The organism is Sulfitobacter sp. W074, from assembly GCF_025142275.1.
Taxonomy (GTDB): Bacteria; Pseudomonadota; Alphaproteobacteria; order Rhodobacterales; family Rhodobacteraceae; genus Sulfitobacter; species Sulfitobacter profundi.
In genome coordinates, this window is record NZ_CP081130.1 from 1,636,746 (window position 1) to 1,653,033 (window position 16,288).

General features: G+C 61.1%; 18 protein-coding genes. 12 read left to right on the forward strand and 6 right to left on the reverse strand.

The annotated features are described in order from the left end of the window. Positions 1-147: 147 nt before the first annotated feature. A complete protein-coding gene (gene tig, locus K3762_RS08080; RefSeq protein ID WP_260012697.1) occupies positions 148-1,479 on the forward strand; it encodes a trigger factor in 1,332 nt (443 codons plus the stop codon). A gap of 464 nt (positions 1,480-1,943) precedes the next feature. On the opposite strand, the gene K3762_RS08085 is transcribed toward tig, so the two are convergent. The 6 genes from K3762_RS08085 to rpsF all read right to left on the reverse strand — a co-directional run bounded on the left by K3762_RS08085 (position 1,944) and on the right by rpsF (position 6,283). Then, the gene (locus K3762_RS08085; RefSeq protein ID WP_260012699.1) at positions 1,944-3,902 is read right to left on the reverse strand and encodes a bifunctional 2',3'-cyclic-nucleotide 2'-phosphodiesterase/3'-nucleotidase; all 1,959 of its coding nucleotides are present in this window, start codon (positions 3,900-3,902) and stop codon (positions 1,944-1,946) included. A 72-nt stretch (positions 3,903-3,974) separates the two neighbouring features. Continuing rightward, entirely contained in the window at positions 3,975-4,460 is a 486-nt protein-coding gene (locus tag K3762_RS08090; RefSeq protein ID WP_240791532.1) for a lytic transglycosylase domain-containing protein, read from the reverse strand. Between the two features lie 127 nt (positions 4,461-4,587). Continuing rightward, on the reverse strand, positions 4,588-4,878 hold the full coding sequence (locus K3762_RS08095; protein WP_067626666.1) for a hypothetical protein: 291 nt from the start codon (positions 4,876-4,878) through the stop codon (positions 4,588-4,590). Between the two features lie 157 nt (positions 4,879-5,035). Then, on the reverse strand, positions 5,036-5,662 hold the full coding sequence (gene rplI, locus K3762_RS08100; RefSeq protein ID WP_120350864.1) for a 50S ribosomal protein L9: 627 nt from the start codon (positions 5,660-5,662) through the stop codon (positions 5,036-5,038). A gap of 11 nt (positions 5,663-5,673) precedes the next feature. Continuing rightward, positions 5,674-5,901 (reverse strand): 30S ribosomal protein S18, encoded by a 228-nt coding sequence (rpsR, locus tag K3762_RS08105; RefSeq protein WP_005852865.1) that lies wholly within the window; start codon positions 5,899-5,901, stop codon positions 5,674-5,676. Between the two features lie 28 nt (positions 5,902-5,929). Further along, positions 5,930-6,283, reverse strand: a complete 354-nt coding sequence (rpsF, locus tag K3762_RS08110) for a 30S ribosomal protein S6 (RefSeq protein ID WP_007119975.1) — start codon at positions 6,281-6,283, stop codon at positions 5,930-5,932. 214 nt (positions 6,284-6,497) lie between these two features. Between rpsF and fabD the strand changes: the two genes are divergently transcribed. The 11 genes from fabD (at position 6,498) to K3762_RS08165 (ending at position 16,275) form a co-directional block, all read left to right on the forward strand. Next, positions 6,498-7,430 (forward strand): ACP S-malonyltransferase, encoded by a 933-nt coding sequence (fabD, locus tag K3762_RS08115; protein ID WP_132443564.1) that lies wholly within the window; start codon positions 6,498-6,500, stop codon positions 7,428-7,430. A gap of 17 nt (positions 7,431-7,447) precedes the next feature. Beyond that, a complete protein-coding gene (locus K3762_RS08120) occupies positions 7,448-7,852 on the forward strand; it encodes a hypothetical protein (RefSeq protein ID WP_132443563.1) in 405 nt (134 codons plus the stop codon). Beyond that, complete coding sequence (locus K3762_RS08125; RefSeq protein WP_132443562.1) at positions 7,852-8,418, forward strand: hypothetical protein; 567 nt, start codon at positions 7,852-7,854, stop codon at positions 8,416-8,418. The genes K3762_RS08120 and K3762_RS08125 overlap by 1 nt, the downstream gene beginning before the upstream one ends. A gap of 22 nt (positions 8,419-8,440) precedes the next feature. Beyond that, positions 8,441-9,178, forward strand: coding sequence for a 3-oxoacyl-[acyl-carrier-protein] reductase (gene fabG, locus K3762_RS08130; protein WP_067626654.1), 738 nt, complete (start codon positions 8,441-8,443; stop codon positions 9,176-9,178). A gap of 202 nt (positions 9,179-9,380) precedes the next feature. Next, a complete protein-coding gene (locus K3762_RS08135; RefSeq protein WP_067261852.1) occupies positions 9,381-9,614 on the forward strand; it encodes an acyl carrier protein in 234 nt (77 codons plus the stop codon). A 159-nt stretch (positions 9,615-9,773) separates the two neighbouring features. After that, complete coding sequence (locus K3762_RS08140; RefSeq protein ID WP_132443561.1) at positions 9,774-10,307, forward strand: GNAT family N-acetyltransferase; 534 nt, start codon at positions 9,774-9,776, stop codon at positions 10,305-10,307. 155 nt (positions 10,308-10,462) lie between these two features. Further along, complete coding sequence (gene fabF, locus K3762_RS08145) at positions 10,463-11,722, forward strand: beta-ketoacyl-ACP synthase II (protein WP_132443560.1); 1,260 nt, start codon at positions 10,463-10,465, stop codon at positions 11,720-11,722. Continuing rightward, positions 11,723-12,907 (forward strand): endolytic transglycosylase MltG, encoded by a 1,185-nt coding sequence (gene mltG, locus K3762_RS08150; protein WP_132443559.1) that lies wholly within the window; start codon positions 11,723-11,725, stop codon positions 12,905-12,907. 619 nt (positions 12,908-13,526) lie between these two features. Next, positions 13,527-14,753, forward strand: coding sequence for a DNA-packaging protein (locus K3762_RS08155; RefSeq protein WP_132443558.1), 1,227 nt, complete (start codon positions 13,527-13,529; stop codon positions 14,751-14,753). 129 nt (positions 14,754-14,882) lie between these two features. Next, a complete protein-coding gene (locus tag K3762_RS08160) occupies positions 14,883-16,058 on the forward strand; it encodes a phage portal protein (RefSeq protein ID WP_260012707.1) in 1,176 nt (391 codons plus the stop codon). Next, the gene (locus K3762_RS08165; RefSeq protein WP_386283658.1) at positions 16,048-16,275 is read left to right on the forward strand and encodes a hypothetical protein; all 228 of its coding nucleotides are present in this window, start codon (positions 16,048-16,050) and stop codon (positions 16,273-16,275) included. Before K3762_RS08160 ends, K3762_RS08165 begins: the two co-directional genes overlap by 11 nt. The last annotated feature ends 13 nt before the right edge of the window (positions 16,276-16,288 follow it).

Genomic DNA, 16,288 nt, shown 5'->3' on the forward strand with positions numbered 1-16,288 from the left:
GCGGGTTCCGCCGTGGGGGCGGGGGCGTTTTCTGCGGATGTGGTGCGATGGGCCGCGGACCCCCTTGCGCAGGCGGTTCAACCCCCATAGAAGGGCACAAATTTTCGCCCGCGCCCCCGCCGCGCGGCCTTACCCTATGGAGCACACATGCAGGTCAACGAGACGCTGAACGAAGGTCTGAAACGCGGTTACAACATCACCGTGACCGCCGCCGAACTCGAAGCCAAGGTCAACGAAAAGCTGGCCGAAGCGCAGCCCGAAGTCGAGATGAAGGGCTTCCGCAAGGGCAAGGTTCCCATGGCGCTGTTGAAAAAGCAGTTCGGCCAGCGGATCATGGGCGAAGCGATGCAGGAAAGCATCGATGGCGCCATGGCAGAGCATTTTGAGACGTCCGGCGACCGCCCCGCGATGCAGCCCGAGGTCAAAATGACCAATGAGGACTGGAAAGAAGGCGACGACGTCGAGGTCTCCATGGCTTACGAAAAGCTGCCGGAAATCCCCGAAGTCGATCTGAGCAAGATCGAGCTGGAAAAGATGGTCGTTAAGGCCGATGACGCCGCCGTCGAAGAAGCGCTGGCAAGCCTTGCCGAAACCGCACAAGACTTCAAAGCCCGCAAAGAGGGCGCCAAGGCGGAAGATGGCGATCAGGTTGTGATCGACTTCAAAGGCTCCGTCGACGGTGAAGAATTCGAAGGTGGCGCTGCCGAAGATTACCCGCTGGTTCTGGGTTCTAACTCCTTCATCCCCGGCTTCGAAGAGCAGCTGGTCGGCGTTAAGGCGGGCGAAGAAAAGTCCGTCGTCGTGAACTTCCCCGAAGAGTATCAGGCCGAGCATCTGGCCGGTAAGGAAGCGACCTTCGCTTGCACCGTCAAAGAAGTGAAAGAGCCCGTCGCTGCTGAAGTGAACGACGAGATGGCAAAGAAATTCGGTGCCGAGGATCTCGGCGCGCTGAAAGGTCAGATCGCCGAGCGTCTGGAAGCGGAATACGCCGGTGCCTCGCGCGCCGTGATGAAGCGTAACCTGCTGGACGCGCTGGACAAAGAAGTAAGCTTTGACCTGCCGCCCTCGCTGGTTGACGCCGAAGCCAAGCAGATCGCACATCAGCTGTGGCACGAGGAAAACCCTGACGTAGAAGGCCACGATCACCCCGAGATCGAGCCCTCAGACGAGCACAAGACACTGGCCGAGCGCCGTGTGCGTCTTGGCCTGCTGCTGGCCGAACTGGGCCAGAAGGCCGACGTTCAGGTGACCGACGCCGAGATGACCCAAGCGATCATGAACCAGGCGCGTCAGTACCCGGGTCAAGAGCGCCAGTTCTTTGAATTCGTTCAGCAAAACCAACAGATGCAGCAGCAGATGCGCGCGCCGATCTTTGAGGACAAGGTTGTCGATCACGTGGTCGAACAGGCCAAAGTGACCGAGAAAGAAATCTCGAAAGAAGAGCTGCAGAAGGCTGTTGAGGAACTGGAAGACGAATAAGTCTTACCGGATCGGATTACGGGGCAGGGGCGACGGGCAACCGTCGCCCTTGTTTCGTTTGGGGGGTGTTGTTGTTGAAATGGGCCGTCCGGCGGGATGGCGGGCATCACCCTCAGTTGCAGAGGGCGGTTTCGCTATGTTGAAACTTGGTAGTGGTGAGAGTCGGTTTGCTGGCCTTCTTGCCGCCTCCAATGACTGAGCCAGAAGGTTTACCGAACCTTGGCAGGAACATCAGCCACGGATCACAGATGTCCCACCCCGGTGGTACACCAGGCATCGCTTTCCCTCCGGAGGGCGATTTTGCAACGTCAGATGGTTGGCGCGTTAGCGGTTTCGGCATATTACCGGGGAACCCAAGCGTAGCAACGCCCCCCGGGGAGGGTGATGCCCTCTGTGGCAACGTCGAAACTTGAGTGGCGGCGGAGAGAGGCGGCCCGCTCTAGACCGCCCCCAACTCGTACAGCTTACAACGTGATCCGGAACTGGGCGAAGCCGTTTTCCGTATCGCTGACCTGCTCCATCACCACGCCGGTCACCTCATCCATGTAATCCGCGGCCTTCGGTCCGGTTTCGAACATCACGCTGGTGCCCTCCATCGGGGCAAAGCGCCAGTTGCCATCGGCGCGGGGGCTGATGGTGCCTTTTTCGACGATATAGCGTACGATCACGTCGCGGTTGGTGTCGGGCCCTTCAAAGACGATGGTATCGCCTTTCGCGCCGGGGAATGCGCCGCCACCGCTGGCGCGGTAGTTGTTAGTGGCGATGATGAATTCGGCATTGGGATCAAGCGGTTGCCCTTCGAACTCAAGGTTCACGATCCGGTTCGCCTCAGAGTTCGCCACGGTTCCCTTGGGGCCGAATTTGGACGGCTGGCTGAGGTCGATCTGATAGCTTACGCCGTCGATCACATCGAAGTTGTAGCTGGGGAACTCTGGGTTCAGCAGCGGCTGGTTGGCTTCGCCGGGGGTGATCTGGTTGAACATGCCCGCTGACCGCTCAAGCCAATCCTTCACCTGCGCACCGGTGACGCGCACGGCGCGGGCGGTGTTGGGATAGAGGTAGAGGTCAGCCACATTCTTGATCGCCACATCACCCTTGGGGACATCGGTGTAATACTCTGGCCCGCCCCGGCCACCGGCCTTGAAGGGGGCGGCGGCAGACAGGATCGGCAGCCCCTCATGCTCGGTCCCTTTCAGCATCTGTGCGATGTACCAGCGCTGCGCGTTTGAGACGACCTGCACCGACGGATCATCGGCCACCAGCGCGAAATAGCTGTGTAGATTGGCGTCGGTCTTGCCAACGGCGCGGCGGACATAGGCGAGCGTTTCGTCATGGTCTTGCTGAACCGAGGCCAGAACCTCTGCGTCGCTTTCCACCAGCGGCATGACCGAGCGGTCTTCGTTGCGCTGCGAAATGGCCCGCGCCTCGGCGCTGTGGCTGGCGATGCGCCAACCGCCCGCGTCGCGTTCCAACATCAGGTCGATAAGGCCCAGATGGCTGCCCCAGAAGCCGCCCATGGTGGCGGGCTTGCCGTGGATCGTGCCGGCGCTCACATCCACGCCGGGATAGTCCGCATAGCTGCCCGAGGGGAAGACGAGGTGGCTGTGCCCGGTCATGATGGCGTCGATCCCCTCAACGGCGGCGAGGGGGACGGAAGCGTTCTCCATCATGTCTTCTTCTTTGGCGGCCCCAATGCCCGAATGCGACAGCGCGATGATGATATCGGCGCCAGCCTCTTTCATCTGCGGCACCCAAGCGCGGGCGGTCTCGAGGATGTCGCGCGCCTGCACTTTGCCTTCGAGATGGCGGCGGTCCCATGCCATGATCTGCGGCGGGACAAAGCCGATGATGCCGATCTTGATTGGATGGGCCTCGCCCGCGCCATCGGTCAACATTCGGTCCAGTAAGACATAGGGTTTGACCAGCGTGTCATCGTCACTGGGCTTGGCCCCGACCTTTTTGACGACATTGGCGCTGACCACCGGGAAGTCGGCCCCGGCGAGGGATTTCATCAAGAAATCAAGTCCGTAGTTGAATTCATGATTGCCCAAGGTCGAGGCGTCAAAGCCAAGCGTATTCATCGCTTGGATCACCGGATGCATGTCGCCTTCTTTCATGCCGCGCTCATAGGCGATGTAGTCGCCCATCGGGTTGCCCTGCAGGAAGTCGCCGTTGTCGAGCATCAGCGTATTGGTCGCCTCGGCGCGGATCGACTTGACGATGCTGGCGGTGCGGGAAAGCCCGACGGTGTCGACCTCTTTGTCGGCGTAATAGTCATAGGGAAAGACATGCACATGCAGATCCGTCGTCTCCATCAGTCGCAGGTGCGCTTGATTGGCGGCAGCGCGGAGAGAGAAGGGGTGAAGGGCCAGCAGTCCGGCAGAGCCGGCGAGAAAGTGACGGCGGTTGAGGCGGAGGGTCATGCGGCGTTCCTTCTTAACGTGATTAACACCTACCTGCGGCGAAGCGAGAGGCCGCGCAAGCCTAAAAATTAATCACCCGCCCCTCAGGCCGGTTTCCACCAGCATACCGCGTTTCTTGGCTTCGTAATAATAGCCGCGGGCGTACCACTTGATGGCGGTGCCGTGGTCTCCGTCGGACAAAAGCCAAGCGCCGCGCAGGTATTTCAGGGCGTATTTCAGATTGGTGTCGGCGTCCAAAAGGTCAGACGCGCTGCCTTGGAACCCCATGGAGCGGGCGGTGGCGGGCAGGATTTGCAGCAGGCCGTAATATGGGCCGTTGCGGGCGCGCGGGTTATGGGTGCTTTCGCGGATGGCCAGACGATGAACCAGAGGGCGCGGCAGATCGTAGAAGTCGGCCCAGTGGTTGATCTTGCGCCGCAGGTCGGGTGTCTCATTCGGGTGCAGGGGCAGGGCCGGGCGCTGCGGGGGCGTGGGGGAGACTTCGGGCGCAGCGCTGCACGCGGTGATCGTACTGGCAGCGATGAAAGAGAGAAACATGCGGCGTGTTGTCTGAGGCATGATGCACCGAGGCTTGTTATATCGGCGCGAAGATCACCGCTGCGGGCCTTTCGGGCAAGCGGGTCGGCAAAACATACGCGGCCCCTTGCCCAGCGGTTGGGGCGCAAAGCGCGGCTTTCCGCCACGCTTAGACGTCGGCGACGATTTCGCCTTTCATTTCACCGGTCATGCGGGTCTGATCTTCGCGCTTCACCGAGCGGCGAACCTCGTCGATCTTGAGTTCGGCAGCGTCGCGCGTGGCCTTGTCGGGCCATTCGGTGATTGCGGCACTGGTGCGCTCAGAGGTGCGGACCACGGTAACGCGGCTAGCGCCAAAGCTTTTGAGGGCGGGCAGGCGCTTTTCTTCGATGGCGCGTAGGGCCACGTCGTAATCCGCCCCGTCGGCGATCTCCCAGGTGGTGATGGTGATGTAACGCATGTGTCATCCTCCATGCTGAATGGAGGTAGCATAGCACAGAATGGACTGTTTTTACAGGATTTCGCGCGAGAGGTGCAGACGGGCCTTGCGACAGGCTAGCGCATAAAAAAACGCCGCGCGGAAAGCCGCGCGGCGTTTCATGTCAAATCGGGTCGGATCAGCTGTTGCTGTCGTCCTGCGCGTCGCCCTCAGGGGTGCGCACCACGTCCGAGTCGCCGTCTTCGTCAGCGGCAGAGCCGATGTCGTCGAAGAGTTCGGAGATCTCGAATTCAGCTGCGGCTTCCTCTTCGGCGGCCAGTTCCTGAATCGATTTGCCCGACGCCTGAAGCTCGGCCTCTTCGGGCGAACGTGCAACGTTCAGCTCGATTGTGGCGGTCACTTCGGGGTGCAGAACAACCTGAACTTCGTGGACACCCAGATCTTTGATGGGCTGCCCCAGAACAACCTGCTTGCGATCGACCGAGAAACCTTCGGCTGTTGCAGCTTCGGCGGCGTCACGTGTGGTGACAGAGCCATAAAGCGCGCCAGCGTCGGAAGCAGAGCGAATCACGACGAATTGCTGACCGTTCAGCTTTTCCGACATGGCTTCGGCTTCTTTTTTGGTCTCGAGGTTTTGCGCCTCAAGTTGGGCTTTCTGACCTTCGAAGGCTTCGACGTTGGCCTTGGAGGCCGACAGCGCCTTGCCTTGGGGCAGAAGGTAGTTGCGAGCGTAGCCCGACTTCACGTCGACGACTTCGCCCATCTGGCCCAGTTTGGCCACACGTTCCAGAAGGATAACTTGCATGTGCTCTCTCCTTACTTAACGGCGTAGGGCAGCAGGGCGAGGAAACGAGCGCGTTTGATGGCACGGGCCAGTTCGCGTTGCTTCTTGGCCGATACGGCGGTGATACGGGAAGGAACGATCTTGCCACGCTCAGAGATGTAGCGTTGCAGCAGACGTGTGTCCTTGTAGTCAATCGCAGGTGCGTTGTCGCCCGAGAAAGGGCACACTTTACGACGACGGAAAAATGGTTTTGCAGCCATGATTTAAGTCCTTTTCTTCAAGCGTTGATCAACGGCGTTCGCGGCGGTCGGGCCGCTCGTCACGCTTTTGCATCTGTACGGACGGCAGTTCTTTGTGCTCATCAACTTTGATGGTCAGAACGCGCATCACGTCATCATGCAGGCGCATCAGGCGTTCCATTTCCTGCACGGCGGTCGCAGGGGCGTCCGAACGCAGGAAGGCATAGTGGCCCTTGCGGTTTTTGTTGATCTTGTAGGCCATCGTTTTGACGCCCCAGTACTCGCTGTCGACGAGCTTGCCGTCGTTGTCCGCGAGGACGGTGCCAAAGTGTTCGATGAGGCCTTCTGCTTGCGTGTTGGACAGGTCCTGACGCGCAATCATAACATGCTCATATAGCGGCATGTGCACTCCTATATTTATATCAAGGCGCATTTCATAGGCGGGGCAAAATCCTTGCGACCCCACCACGAGAGTCTGCGCGGTTCATATGCTTTGCAAGGAAGCGCCCGTATACACGGTTTGCGCCGCACGGCAAGCCCCAAGCGCCTGCGGCAAGGCTTGTTCGGCTGGGGCGCAGAGGATACATCAGGCAAAACGCATAAGAGAGGCCGCAACCATGAGCATTGCATTCGTTTTCCCGGGCCAGGGTGCCCAGACCATCGGCATGGGCCGCGATCTGGCCGAAGCCTATCCTGAAGCCCGCGCCGTTTTCCAAGAAGTCGATGACGCCCTTGGCGAAAAACTGTCTGACCTGATCTGGGAGGGGGACATCGAGACGCTGACCCTCACACAGAACGCCCAGCCTGCGTTGATGGCCACGTCGATGGCGGCGATGGCCGCGCTGAAGGCCGAAGGGATCGAGGTTGGCAAAGCGGCCTTTGTGGCGGGCCATAGTCTTGGCGAATATTCCGCGCTTTGCGCCGCAGGGTCGCTGTCGCTAGCCGACACCGCACGGCTGCTCCGCATTCGCGGCAAGGCGATGCAGGCCGCTGTCCCAGTGGGTGAGGGGGCCATGGCGGCGATCCTTGGCCTTGGCATCGAAGAGACCGAGAAACTGGCCGAAGCCGCCGCCGAAGGCGAGGTCTGTCAGGTCGCCAATGAGAACGACCCCAGCCAGAACGTATTGTCGGGCCACAAAGCCGCAGTGGAACGTGCCGTGGCCATGGCCAAGGATGCTGGCGCCAAACGCGCGTTGCTGCTGCCGGTCTCTGCGCCTTTCCATTGCCCGTTGATGGGGCCTGCGGCGGATGAGATGGCGCGCGCTTTGGGTGAGGTTACGTTTAATGATCCCGTCGTGCCGCTGGTCGCCAATGTCACTGCGCAGGCCGTCACCGATGCCGCGAAGATTCGCGAGTTGCTGGTCGAGCAGGTCACAGGCCGGGTGCGCTGGCGGTCTTCGGTTGAGTGGATGGCCGCGCAGGGCGTGACCGAAGCATGGGAGATCGGCGCGGGCAAGGCGCTGTCGGGCATGATCCGCCGGATCGACAAATCCGTCGCCACCCGCAGCATCGGCACGCCGGATGAGGTCACAGCCGCGAAAGAGGCGTAACGCCCCGGAGGGCCGAGATGACGATGCAAGAAACCCTGACGCTGCTGCCGGAATGGCTGATCTGGTGGTTCAACTGGTTGGTCTTTGCTGTGGCCGTCTTGCCGCTGGCGCTGCTGATCTGGCCGCAAAGCCGCAGGGTCGGGGTGATTGCCGTTTTGGCGAGCATCCTGACCGGCGCTGCGGTTTACGGGATGTTTCGGCAGATGGGATACGTCAAACTGCTTGGCCTGCCGCATTTGCTGATCTGGGGGCCGCTGGCGGTCTATCTGTTCCGCAAACAGGCAAAAGACGCCATGCCGATTGCCGCGCGTTGGATCATTCGCGTGATTTTGGTGACTTTGCTGATCTCGCTGGCCTTTGATGTGGTCGATGTGCTGGGCTATCTCGCCGGAGAGCGGACACCTTTGGGAGCGGAGGCGTGATGCGGCTGATCGCTGCCTTTGCGCTGCTGCTTTCGGTCGTGGCCTGTGGCACGATTGAAAACGCCAGTGATGGCACGCGGATGCAGGTTCAGGGGCCGTATCTGCTAATTTCTGGCACCATTACTAGCCGTACGCCTGCGACTTTCGCGCGCCATCTGGCCGAGAACCGGCGAATTGATACGGTGGTACTGGGGCAGATCGACGGCTCGATTGATGCCAAGGCGACGCACCGGATGGGGCGTCAGATTCGCGCAGCGGGGCTGGCGACTGAGCTGCGGGCGAATAGTGTGGTTGATTCCGGGGGTGTTGAGTTGTTCATCGCCGGGGCTGAACGGCGTATGGCACCGGCGGCGGCATTGCGCGTGCACAGCTGGCGCAATGGTTACCGCGAAGGCAGCAGCTACCCACGGCAATCGCCCAAACACCAGATGACACGGCGCTATATGGCCGAGATGCTAGGCAATGACGGCTTTTACTGGTTTACCTTGCAGGCCGCGCCATCTGACGGGATACACAGGATGACAGCGGATGAAATTCGCCGCTACGGGCTGCTGACGCGGCCCTGACTGATAGAATAAAGGAAGAGACATGTTCGATCTTACAGGAAAGAATGCCCTGATCACTGGCGCTTCGGGCGGCATTGGCGCGGATATCGCCCGCAAATTGCATGCCCAAGGCGCGACCGTCGGGCTGTCGGGCACGCGGACCGAACCGTTGGAGGCGCTGAAGGCCGAATTGGGCGAGCGGGCGCATGTGCTGCCTTGTAACCTGAGCGACATGGAAGCCGTCGATGCCCTGCCGAAACAAGCGGCTGAGGCGATGGGCTCGGTCGACATTCTGGTGAACAACGCCGGGATCACGCGCGATAACTTGTTCATGCGCATGTCGGATGATGAATGGAATTCGGTGCTGAATGTGAACCTGACCGCGACGTTTAAGCTGTGCAAAGGCGTGATGCGCGGGATGATGAAGGCGCGTTGGGGCCGGATCGTGAATATCTCAAGCGTGGTGGGGGCCACGGGCAACCCCGGTCAAGCAAACTATGCGGCCTCCAAAGCGGGTGTTGTGGGCATGTCCAAGTCGCTGGCCTATGAGGTGGCAAGCCGTGGGATCACGGTGAATGCCGTGGCACCGGGCTTTATCACCACCGCCATGACAGACAAGCTGACGGACGAGCAAAAGTCTGGAATCATGGGGCAAATTCCCGCCGGTCGCATGGGCGATCCGGATGAGATCGCCGCCGCCGTGGTCTATCTTTCCAGTGCCGAGGCCGCTTATGTGACAGGGACCACCTTGCATGTGAACGGCGGTATGGCCATGTTGTGACCCTGCGCTGCAATAGCGTTTGCCAAGCCTTCGGCATGTGCTAAAGGGGGCGCAGAATCGAAACGAAGGGTGCTTGATTGCCCCCTCCGCCTTGTGCGAACAAGGAAAATAGCCGCCCCTTTTGGGGCATCCTCCAAACGCTGATCATCGGCGGGCGGAAACCAAAAGGGGCCTGAATGGCCCGAAGACATGAGGACTTATTATGAGCGACGTCGCAGACCGCGTGAAAAAGATCGTTGTAGAACACCTGAGCGTGGAAGAGGACAAAGTGACTGAGAATGCGTCGTTCATCGACGATCTCGGCGCTGACAGCCTTGACACAGTGGAACTGGTGATGGCGTTCGAAGAAGAGTTCGGCATCGAGATCCCCGATGACGCCGCTGAGAACATCCAGACCGTTGGCGATGCGGTCAAGTTCATCAAAGAAGCCTCCTAAGGCTTTGCCGGGCAACCGGCAGAATTGAGATTTGAAAGCGGCGTTGTTCCTAGCGGAATGACGCCGTTTTTATTTGCCGCAACGGGCTGGGCTTGTCCCTCTGGTGCTGAGGCCGCATGTCTTCGCCAAGAAGTTTCAAGTGTGAAGGCAATTCACCCCATGTCCCGAACGATCCCGACCATCAACACAGCCAGACTGACCCTGCGTGCCATGCGGGCCGAGGATTTTGAGCGTTACGCCGAGATCTGGGCGATGCCAGGTGTGGCGGACCGGATACTTGATCGGCCTCGGGCGAAGGCGCAATCTTGGGACGCCTTCCTGCGCAATGCAGGCCATTGGCAGATCACGGGATTTGGGCAGTGGGCGGTGCAACTTCATCGGCAGAGAGAGATGTTGGGCCAAACCGGTTTCGTCTTTGGCTCGCGCAATTTTGGTGAGGATTTCGATACTTACCCCGAAGCGCGACTGGTCTTGGCCCCACAGGCACAGGATCAGCGTTTAGGGGTTGAAGCAGCGCGGGCGGCGCATGAGTGGTTTGATCGGGTCATCACGGGGCGGACGGTTTGTGTGATCTCTGCCAAGAACGAAGCGGCATTGCGGATCGCGGGCGCGCTTGGATATCAGCCGCTACGTGAGGCAAGCACTGAGGGCGGCCCTGTACATTTGTTAACCCGGCGCGGCCCGCCGGGGTGAGCCTGCCGCAATCCCGTCATTCGGGGCAATAGCCGCGTGAATCAGAGGATCGGCATTTTTGTGCTATGCCTGCGGACCACCGCCGATATGCTTGTGCCTACAGGCTTTTGCAGGGTAAGAGGTTCGCCGAGAGATTATCGGCAAGGGGCACTAAGATGCGCAGAGTTGTAGTAACGGGTTTGGGTTTGGTTACCCCCCTCGCGGACGGCGTGGAAGAAAGCTGGAAACGGATCCTTGATGGGCAATCCGGGGCCGGACCGATCACCGGCTTTGATCCCAGCAAATTGGTGACCCAATACGCCTGCGAAGTGCCTTTGGGCGATGGCAGCGATGGCACCTTTGACGCAAACAAATACATGGAGCCGAAAGAGCAGCGGAAGGTAGATACCTTCATTCTGTTCGGCATGGCCGCCGCCCAGCAGGCGGTTGAGGATTCGGGTTGGTTGCCAACCGAGAAGGAAGATCAAGAGCGCACCGGCGTGTTGATCGGCTCGGGCATCGGCGGGTTGAACTCCATTGCCAATACCGCCGTGATGATGGCCGAAAAGGGTCCGCGCCGCGTGAGCCCGTTCTTCGTGCCCGGCGCGTTGATCAACCTGATCTCGGGTCAGGTCTCGATCCGCTACGGTTTCAAGGGGCCGAACCATTCGGTCGTGACCGCCTGCTCCACCGGGGCGCATGCCATCGGTGATGCGGCGCGTCTGATTAAATACGGCGATGCGGATGTGATGATTGCAGGCGGCGCAGAGGCGGCGATTTGTGAGATTGGGATGGCGGGTTTCAACGCTTGTAAGGCGCTGTCGACCAAACGCGGCGACGACCCCAAGAAAGCCAGCCGCCCCTATGACATAGACCGTGACGGTTTCGTTATGGGCGAGGGCGCGGGCATCGTGGTGCTGGAAGAGTATGAGCACGCCAAGGCGCGCGGTGCAAAAATCTATGCCGAAGTGCTGGGCTATGGCCTGTCGGGCGACGCGCATCACATCACGGCTCCATCGGAAGACGGCGAAGGTGGCGAACGTTCCATGCGTGCGGCGCTGAAGAACGCGGGTCTTGAGCCAGCGGATGTGGATTACATCAACGCGCATGGCACCTCGACCATGGCCGACACCATCGAGTTGGGAGCGGTTGAGCGTTTGATGGGCGATGCGGCGGACAAGGTCACCATGTCCTCTACCAAATCCGCGACAGGACACCTTTTGGGGGCTGCTGGCGCGATTGAGGCGATTTTCTGCATGCTCGCGATCCGCGATCAGGTGGCACCGCCGACCATCAACCTTGATAACCCAGCGGTTGAGACACCGATTGATCTGGCGCCGAACAAAAAGGTCGAGCGCAAGATCGACGTGGCGCTGAGCAATTCGTTCGGCTTTGGCGGCACAAACGCATCGGTACTGTTTGGGAAAGTCCGCTAAATGTGGCGTCATATCGCTTCTAACGCCGTGACGTTTCTGTTGGTCGGCCTGTTTCTGCTTGGGGGGATCATCCTCTGGGGCAAGACGACCTATGTCTCCGAAGGGCCATTGGAGCAGGCGATCTGTGTGCAGGTCGAGCGCGGCTCGAACATGCGGCAGGTCAGCCAGAGCCTTGAGGAACAGGGCGCGGTCTCTTCGCCCGCGCTCTTTCGCATGGGCGCGGATTACGAGGAGAAGTCGAGCAGCCTGAAAGCGGGCAGCTTTCTTGTGCAGCCCGGCACGTCGATGCAGGGGATCGTGGATATCGTGACCCAAGGCGGGGCCAGCACCTGCGGCACCGAGGTTGTGTACCGCGTGGGCGTGAACCGCGTAAGCGTGCAGGTCCGCGAGTTGGACCCGGTCACAAGCCGGTTTGTTGAGCGCGCGGAGTTCACGCCGGGTGAGGAAGAGACCCCTGAGGCATACTCCGAAATCTCTAGCAAGAACGACACGCGGTTTCGGGTGGCATTGGCCGAGGGCGTGACAAGCTGGCAGGTTGTCGAAGCGCTGAAACAGGTCGAGCAATTGACCGGTGAGGTTGAAGACCTCCCCGCTGAGGGCAGCCTTGCGCCAGACAGTTATGAAGTGCGTCCCGGTGATGACCGCGCCGAGGTGATCGCGCGGATGACGGCAGCGCAGCGGGTGCTGTTGGCGCAGGCCTTTGAAGCGCGCGACCCTGATCTGCCCATTGAGACGCCGGAGGAACTGTTGATCCTTGCCTCGATCATCGAAAAGGAAACCGGTGTGGCGGCGGAGCGTGAGCAGGTGGCGAGCGTTTTCGTGAACCGTCTGAACCAAGGCATGCGTCTGCAAACGGACCCGACGGTAATCTATGGTGTGACCGAGGGTAAGGGCGTGTTGGGCCGCGGTTTGCGCCGCTCTGAGCTGCGGGCAGAGACGCCGTGGAACACCTATGTAATCAACGGTCTGCCGCCGACCCCTATTGCCAACCCAGGCCGTGCAAGCTTGATGGCTGCGGCGCAACCGGCGGAGACGGATTTCGTCTTCTTCGTGGCGGATGGCACCGGGGGGCACGCTTTTGCCGAGACCTTGGATGAGCATAACCGCAACGTGGCGCGTTGGCGTCAGATCGAGGCGGAGCGCGGCGCGGAAGCGGCGGGGAATGCCTCAACAGGTGGTAACTGAAACGACTAGAGACCCCGCTGGAGACAGCGGGGTTTTTGCTTGCCGATGGGGGTCTCCGCGCGGCGGCGTAAGGTCTTGTTAACACAGTTTTTCTTGACTTTGCGCACGGCCTGACGTAGAACTTATGACACGCTAGAAGACATGGGCGAACGGCCCCGGGGTGACCCGGTGGTCGTTTTTTTGTGCCTGCTCGGTTGGGGAAAACCAACGAGAGGTAAAGCGATGACGATAATTACCCCGGAGCAAGAAACGGAAGACAGCGCGGAAATTCTGCGCGGTCTCCAAGAAGCAATCGGCGCACTGCGTCGGGAAATCGAAGGTCTGACGGAACAGACCCGGTCCGGGGGGGAACTCAAGGAAACTGCGGTGTCTGGCAACACGTCCAAAGTGGCGGGATTGCTGGCGCATTGCCTGAAAGCGGAGAACACGCTGAATGACTGTCGAAACCGACAAGCTGGAATCGCGCGCGGGGGCTATGCCCTCGACATGGATAAAGCGCGGGCTGACATCGGGTGCAAGCTGGATCGCCTGCGCCGATGCTCTGACCCAGGCGCAGTTTCTGAATGACCTAGATGAGGGAGAGCTTCTGGCTCTCCCTTTTTTGTTCGAGTTCTGGGCCTTGGACCATCAGATGCCGCCTGAGGGGGATTGGCGGACATGGGTGATCATGGGCGGGCGCGGTGCGGGCAAGACCCGTGCCGGGGCGGAATGGGTGCGTAGCAAGGTTGAGGGGAGCCGTCCGTTGGATGCGGGCGCGTGTAGCCGCGTGGCGCTGGTGGGGGAGACCATTGAGCAGGTGCGCGAGGTGATGATTTTTGGCGACAGCGGGATACTGGCCTGTAGCCCACCGGATCGGCGGCCCGATTGGGAGGCGACGCGCAAGCGCTTGATTTGGCCCAACGGGGCGATTGCCACGGTGCATACGGCGCATGACCCCGAAGGGCTGCGCGGGCCGCAGTTTGATGCGGCTTGGGTGGATGAACTGGCGAAATGGAAGCGCGGGCAGGAGGCTTGGGACCAGTTGCAGTTTGCGCTGCGTTTGGGCGATCGGCCTCAGGTCTGTGTGACGACGACGCCGCGCAATGTGGATGTGTTGAAGGCGCTCTTGGCCGCGCCTTCGACGGTGACGACCCATGCGCCGACCGAAGCGAATGCGGCGAACTTGGCAGGGTCTTTCCTTGAAGAAGTGCGGGCGCGCTATCGCGGGACGCGGCTGGGGCGGCAGGAGTTGGATGGGGTTTTGCTGGCGGATGCAGAGGGGGCGCTGTGGACCTCTTCTTTGCTGGAGGCGGGGCGGGTGCGAGAGGTGCCGGATCTGGACCGGATCGTGGTGGGTTTGGACCCGGCGACGACGAGTGGGGCGGGCTCGGATGAGTGCGGGATCGTTGCGGTGGGCGCGCAGACCAAGGGGCCGCCGCAGGATTGGCGGGCAGTGGTCTTGGCTGATTGCACGGTGCAGGGGGCCACGCCCAATGGCTGGGCGCAGGCGGCGATTGCGGCGATGACGCGCTATGGGGCGGACCGTTTGGTGGCCGAGGTAAACCAAGGGGGGCAGTTGGTTTCCGAGGTGCTGCGGCAAGTTGATCCGCTGGTATCGCTTAAGACGGTGCATGCGGCGCGGGGCAAGGTCGCGCGGGCAGAGCCGGTGGCGGCGCTTTATGAGCAGGGGCGGGTGAGCCATTTGCCGGGTCTGGATGCATTGGAGGATCAGATGTGTCTGATGACCGCGCGGGGCTATGAGGGCAAGGGCAGCCCGGACCGGGTCGATGCGCTGGTCTGGGCACTGCATGAGCTGATGATCGAGCCTGCATCGCAGTGGCGCAGCCCGGGGGTGCGGAGCCTGTAAGGCGGGCGTTGCGCAGGGGAGCGTGCGGTCGGTTACCCGGCCGTTAAGACTTAATTGAGAAAGTCTGACAACGCCGAGCAGCATGGGGCACAGGCCGCAGCCAAGGCCGAGCAGAATGAGGAGCGACAGATGGTATTCGATTTTCTACGGCGCGGCGCGGCTGAGACCGTTGAGCAGAAAGCTTCGGCGACCGGGCCGGTCGTGGCCTATCAAACCTCTGGTCGTGTCGCCTGGAGCCCGCGGGACAGTGTGAGCCTGACGCGCTCGGGCTTTTGCGGCAATCCGGTGGGGTTTCGCTCGGTCAAGTTGATTGCCGAGGCGGCGGCGGCGCTGCCGCTGGTCGTGCAGGACGCGGCGCGGCGCTATGATGAACACCCGCTGATGGAATTGATGCGCCGCCCGAATGCGGGGCAAGGCCGGGCAGAGTTGCTTGAGGCGCTGTATGGTCAGATGCTGTTGAGCGGCGATGGCTATGTCGAAGCGGTGGGCGGCGAGGGGGGGGGGGCGGTCGAGCTGCATGTGCTGCGCTCAGATCGGATGAGCGTGGTGCCGGGGGCGGATGGTTGGCCGGTGGCTTATGAATATGCGGTGGGCGGGCGCAAGCATCGCTTTGACGCCAGCGGGACGGTGACGCCAGTTTGTCATATTCGGAATTTTCACCCGCAGGACGATCACTATGGCTTTAGCCCGATGCAGGCGGCGGCGATGGCGATGGATGTGCATAACGCCGCGAGCCGTTGGTCGAAGGCGCTGCTCGATAACGCGGCGCGGCCATCGGGGGCGATTGTCTATCGCGGGGCCGAGGGGCAGGGCAAGCTGAGTGAGGATCAGTATGATCGGCTGGTGAGCGAGATGGAAAGCCATCATCAGGGCGCGCGCAATGCGGGGCGACCGATGTTGCTGGAAGGTGGGCTTGATTGGAAGCCGATGGGGTTTTCGCCCTCGGACATGGAGTTTCAGAAAACCAAGGAGAGTGCGGCGCGTGAAATTGCGCTCGCCTTTGGGGTGCCGCCGATGCTGATCGGGGTGCAGGGGGATGCGACCTATGCCAATTATCAGGAGGCGCACCGGGCATTCTATCGTCTGACCGTTCTGCCGCTGGCGACACGGGTGACGGCTGCGCTGGCGGAGTGGTTAAGCGGGTATCTGGGCGAGACGGTGAGTTTGAAGCCGGACTTGGACCAAGTGCCGGCCTTGGCGGCCGAGAGGGATGCGCAATGGTCGCGGGTCTCGGCAGCGGCGTTCTTGAGCGATGCGGAAAAGCGCGCCCTGTTGGGGCTGCCTGCGGTGGCGAATGATGCCTGAATTGCGCGAGATCGAGCGGTTCGAATGCGCGCCGGGATTGCGGCTTCAGGCGCATGAGACGCTGAGCGCGGTACACCGCGAGAACATGCAAAAGCGTCTCGACCGGATCGAGCAGATGATGGAACGGCTGGAACGGCGCTTGTGGTTGACGGTTTACGGCGTGGTCGCGGTGATCTTGGCGCAGGCGGTGCAATCTTTTCTGGTGGTGGCGCCGTAGCGGGCTGAAAAAG

What these genes read in the sequence shown, in the direction of transcription:
- K3762_RS08135 (WP_067261852.1), top strand. Translation starts at nt 9,381, where the DNA reads ATGAGCGACGTCGCAGACCGCGTGAAAAAGATCGTTGTAGAACACCTG.
- tig (WP_260012697.1), top strand. Translation starts at nt 148, where the DNA reads ATGCAGGTCAACGAGACGCTGAACGAAGGTCTGAAACGCGGTTACAAC.
- rpsR (WP_005852865.1), bottom strand. Translation starts at nt 5,901, where the DNA reads ATGGCTGCAAAACCATTTTTCCGTCGTCGTAAAGTGTGCCCTTTCTCG.
- K3762_RS08090 (WP_240791532.1), bottom strand. Translation starts at nt 4,460, where the DNA reads ATGCCTCAGACAACACGCCGCATGTTTCTCTCTTTCATCGCTGCCAGT.
- fabG (WP_067626654.1), top strand. Translation starts at nt 8,441, where the DNA reads ATGTTCGATCTTACAGGAAAGAATGCCCTGATCACTGGCGCTTCGGGC.
- K3762_RS08125 (WP_132443562.1), top strand. Translation starts at nt 7,852, where the DNA reads ATGCGGCTGATCGCTGCCTTTGCGCTGCTGCTTTCGGTCGTGGCCTGT.
- fabD (WP_132443564.1), top strand. Translation starts at nt 6,498, where the DNA reads ATGAGCATTGCATTCGTTTTCCCGGGCCAGGGTGCCCAGACCATCGGC.
- fabF (WP_132443560.1), top strand. Translation starts at nt 10,463, where the DNA reads ATGCGCAGAGTTGTAGTAACGGGTTTGGGTTTGGTTACCCCCCTCGCG.
- K3762_RS08165 (WP_386283658.1), top strand. Translation starts at nt 16,048, where the DNA reads ATGATGCCTGAATTGCGCGAGATCGAGCGGTTCGAATGCGCGCCGGGA.
- K3762_RS08140 (WP_132443561.1), top strand. Translation starts at nt 9,774, where the DNA reads ATGTCCCGAACGATCCCGACCATCAACACAGCCAGACTGACCCTGCGT.
- K3762_RS08085 (WP_260012699.1), bottom strand. Translation starts at nt 3,902, where the DNA reads ATGACCCTCCGCCTCAACCGCCGTCACTTTCTCGCCGGCTCTGCCGGA.
- K3762_RS08120 (WP_132443563.1), top strand. Translation starts at nt 7,448, where the DNA reads ATGACGATGCAAGAAACCCTGACGCTGCTGCCGGAATGGCTGATCTGG.
- rpsF (WP_007119975.1), bottom strand. Translation starts at nt 6,283, where the DNA reads ATGCCGCTATATGAGCATGTTATGATTGCGCGTCAGGACCTGTCCAAC.
- K3762_RS08095 (WP_067626666.1), bottom strand. Translation starts at nt 4,878, where the DNA reads ATGCGTTACATCACCATCACCACCTGGGAGATCGCCGACGGGGCGGAT.
- rplI (WP_120350864.1), bottom strand. Translation starts at nt 5,662, where the DNA reads ATGCAAGTTATCCTTCTGGAACGTGTGGCCAAACTGGGCCAGATGGGC.
- K3762_RS08160 (WP_260012707.1), top strand. Translation starts at nt 14,883, where the DNA reads ATGGTATTCGATTTTCTACGGCGCGGCGCGGCTGAGACCGTTGAGCAG.
- mltG (WP_132443559.1), top strand. Translation starts at nt 11,723, where the DNA reads ATGTGGCGTCATATCGCTTCTAACGCCGTGACGTTTCTGTTGGTCGGC.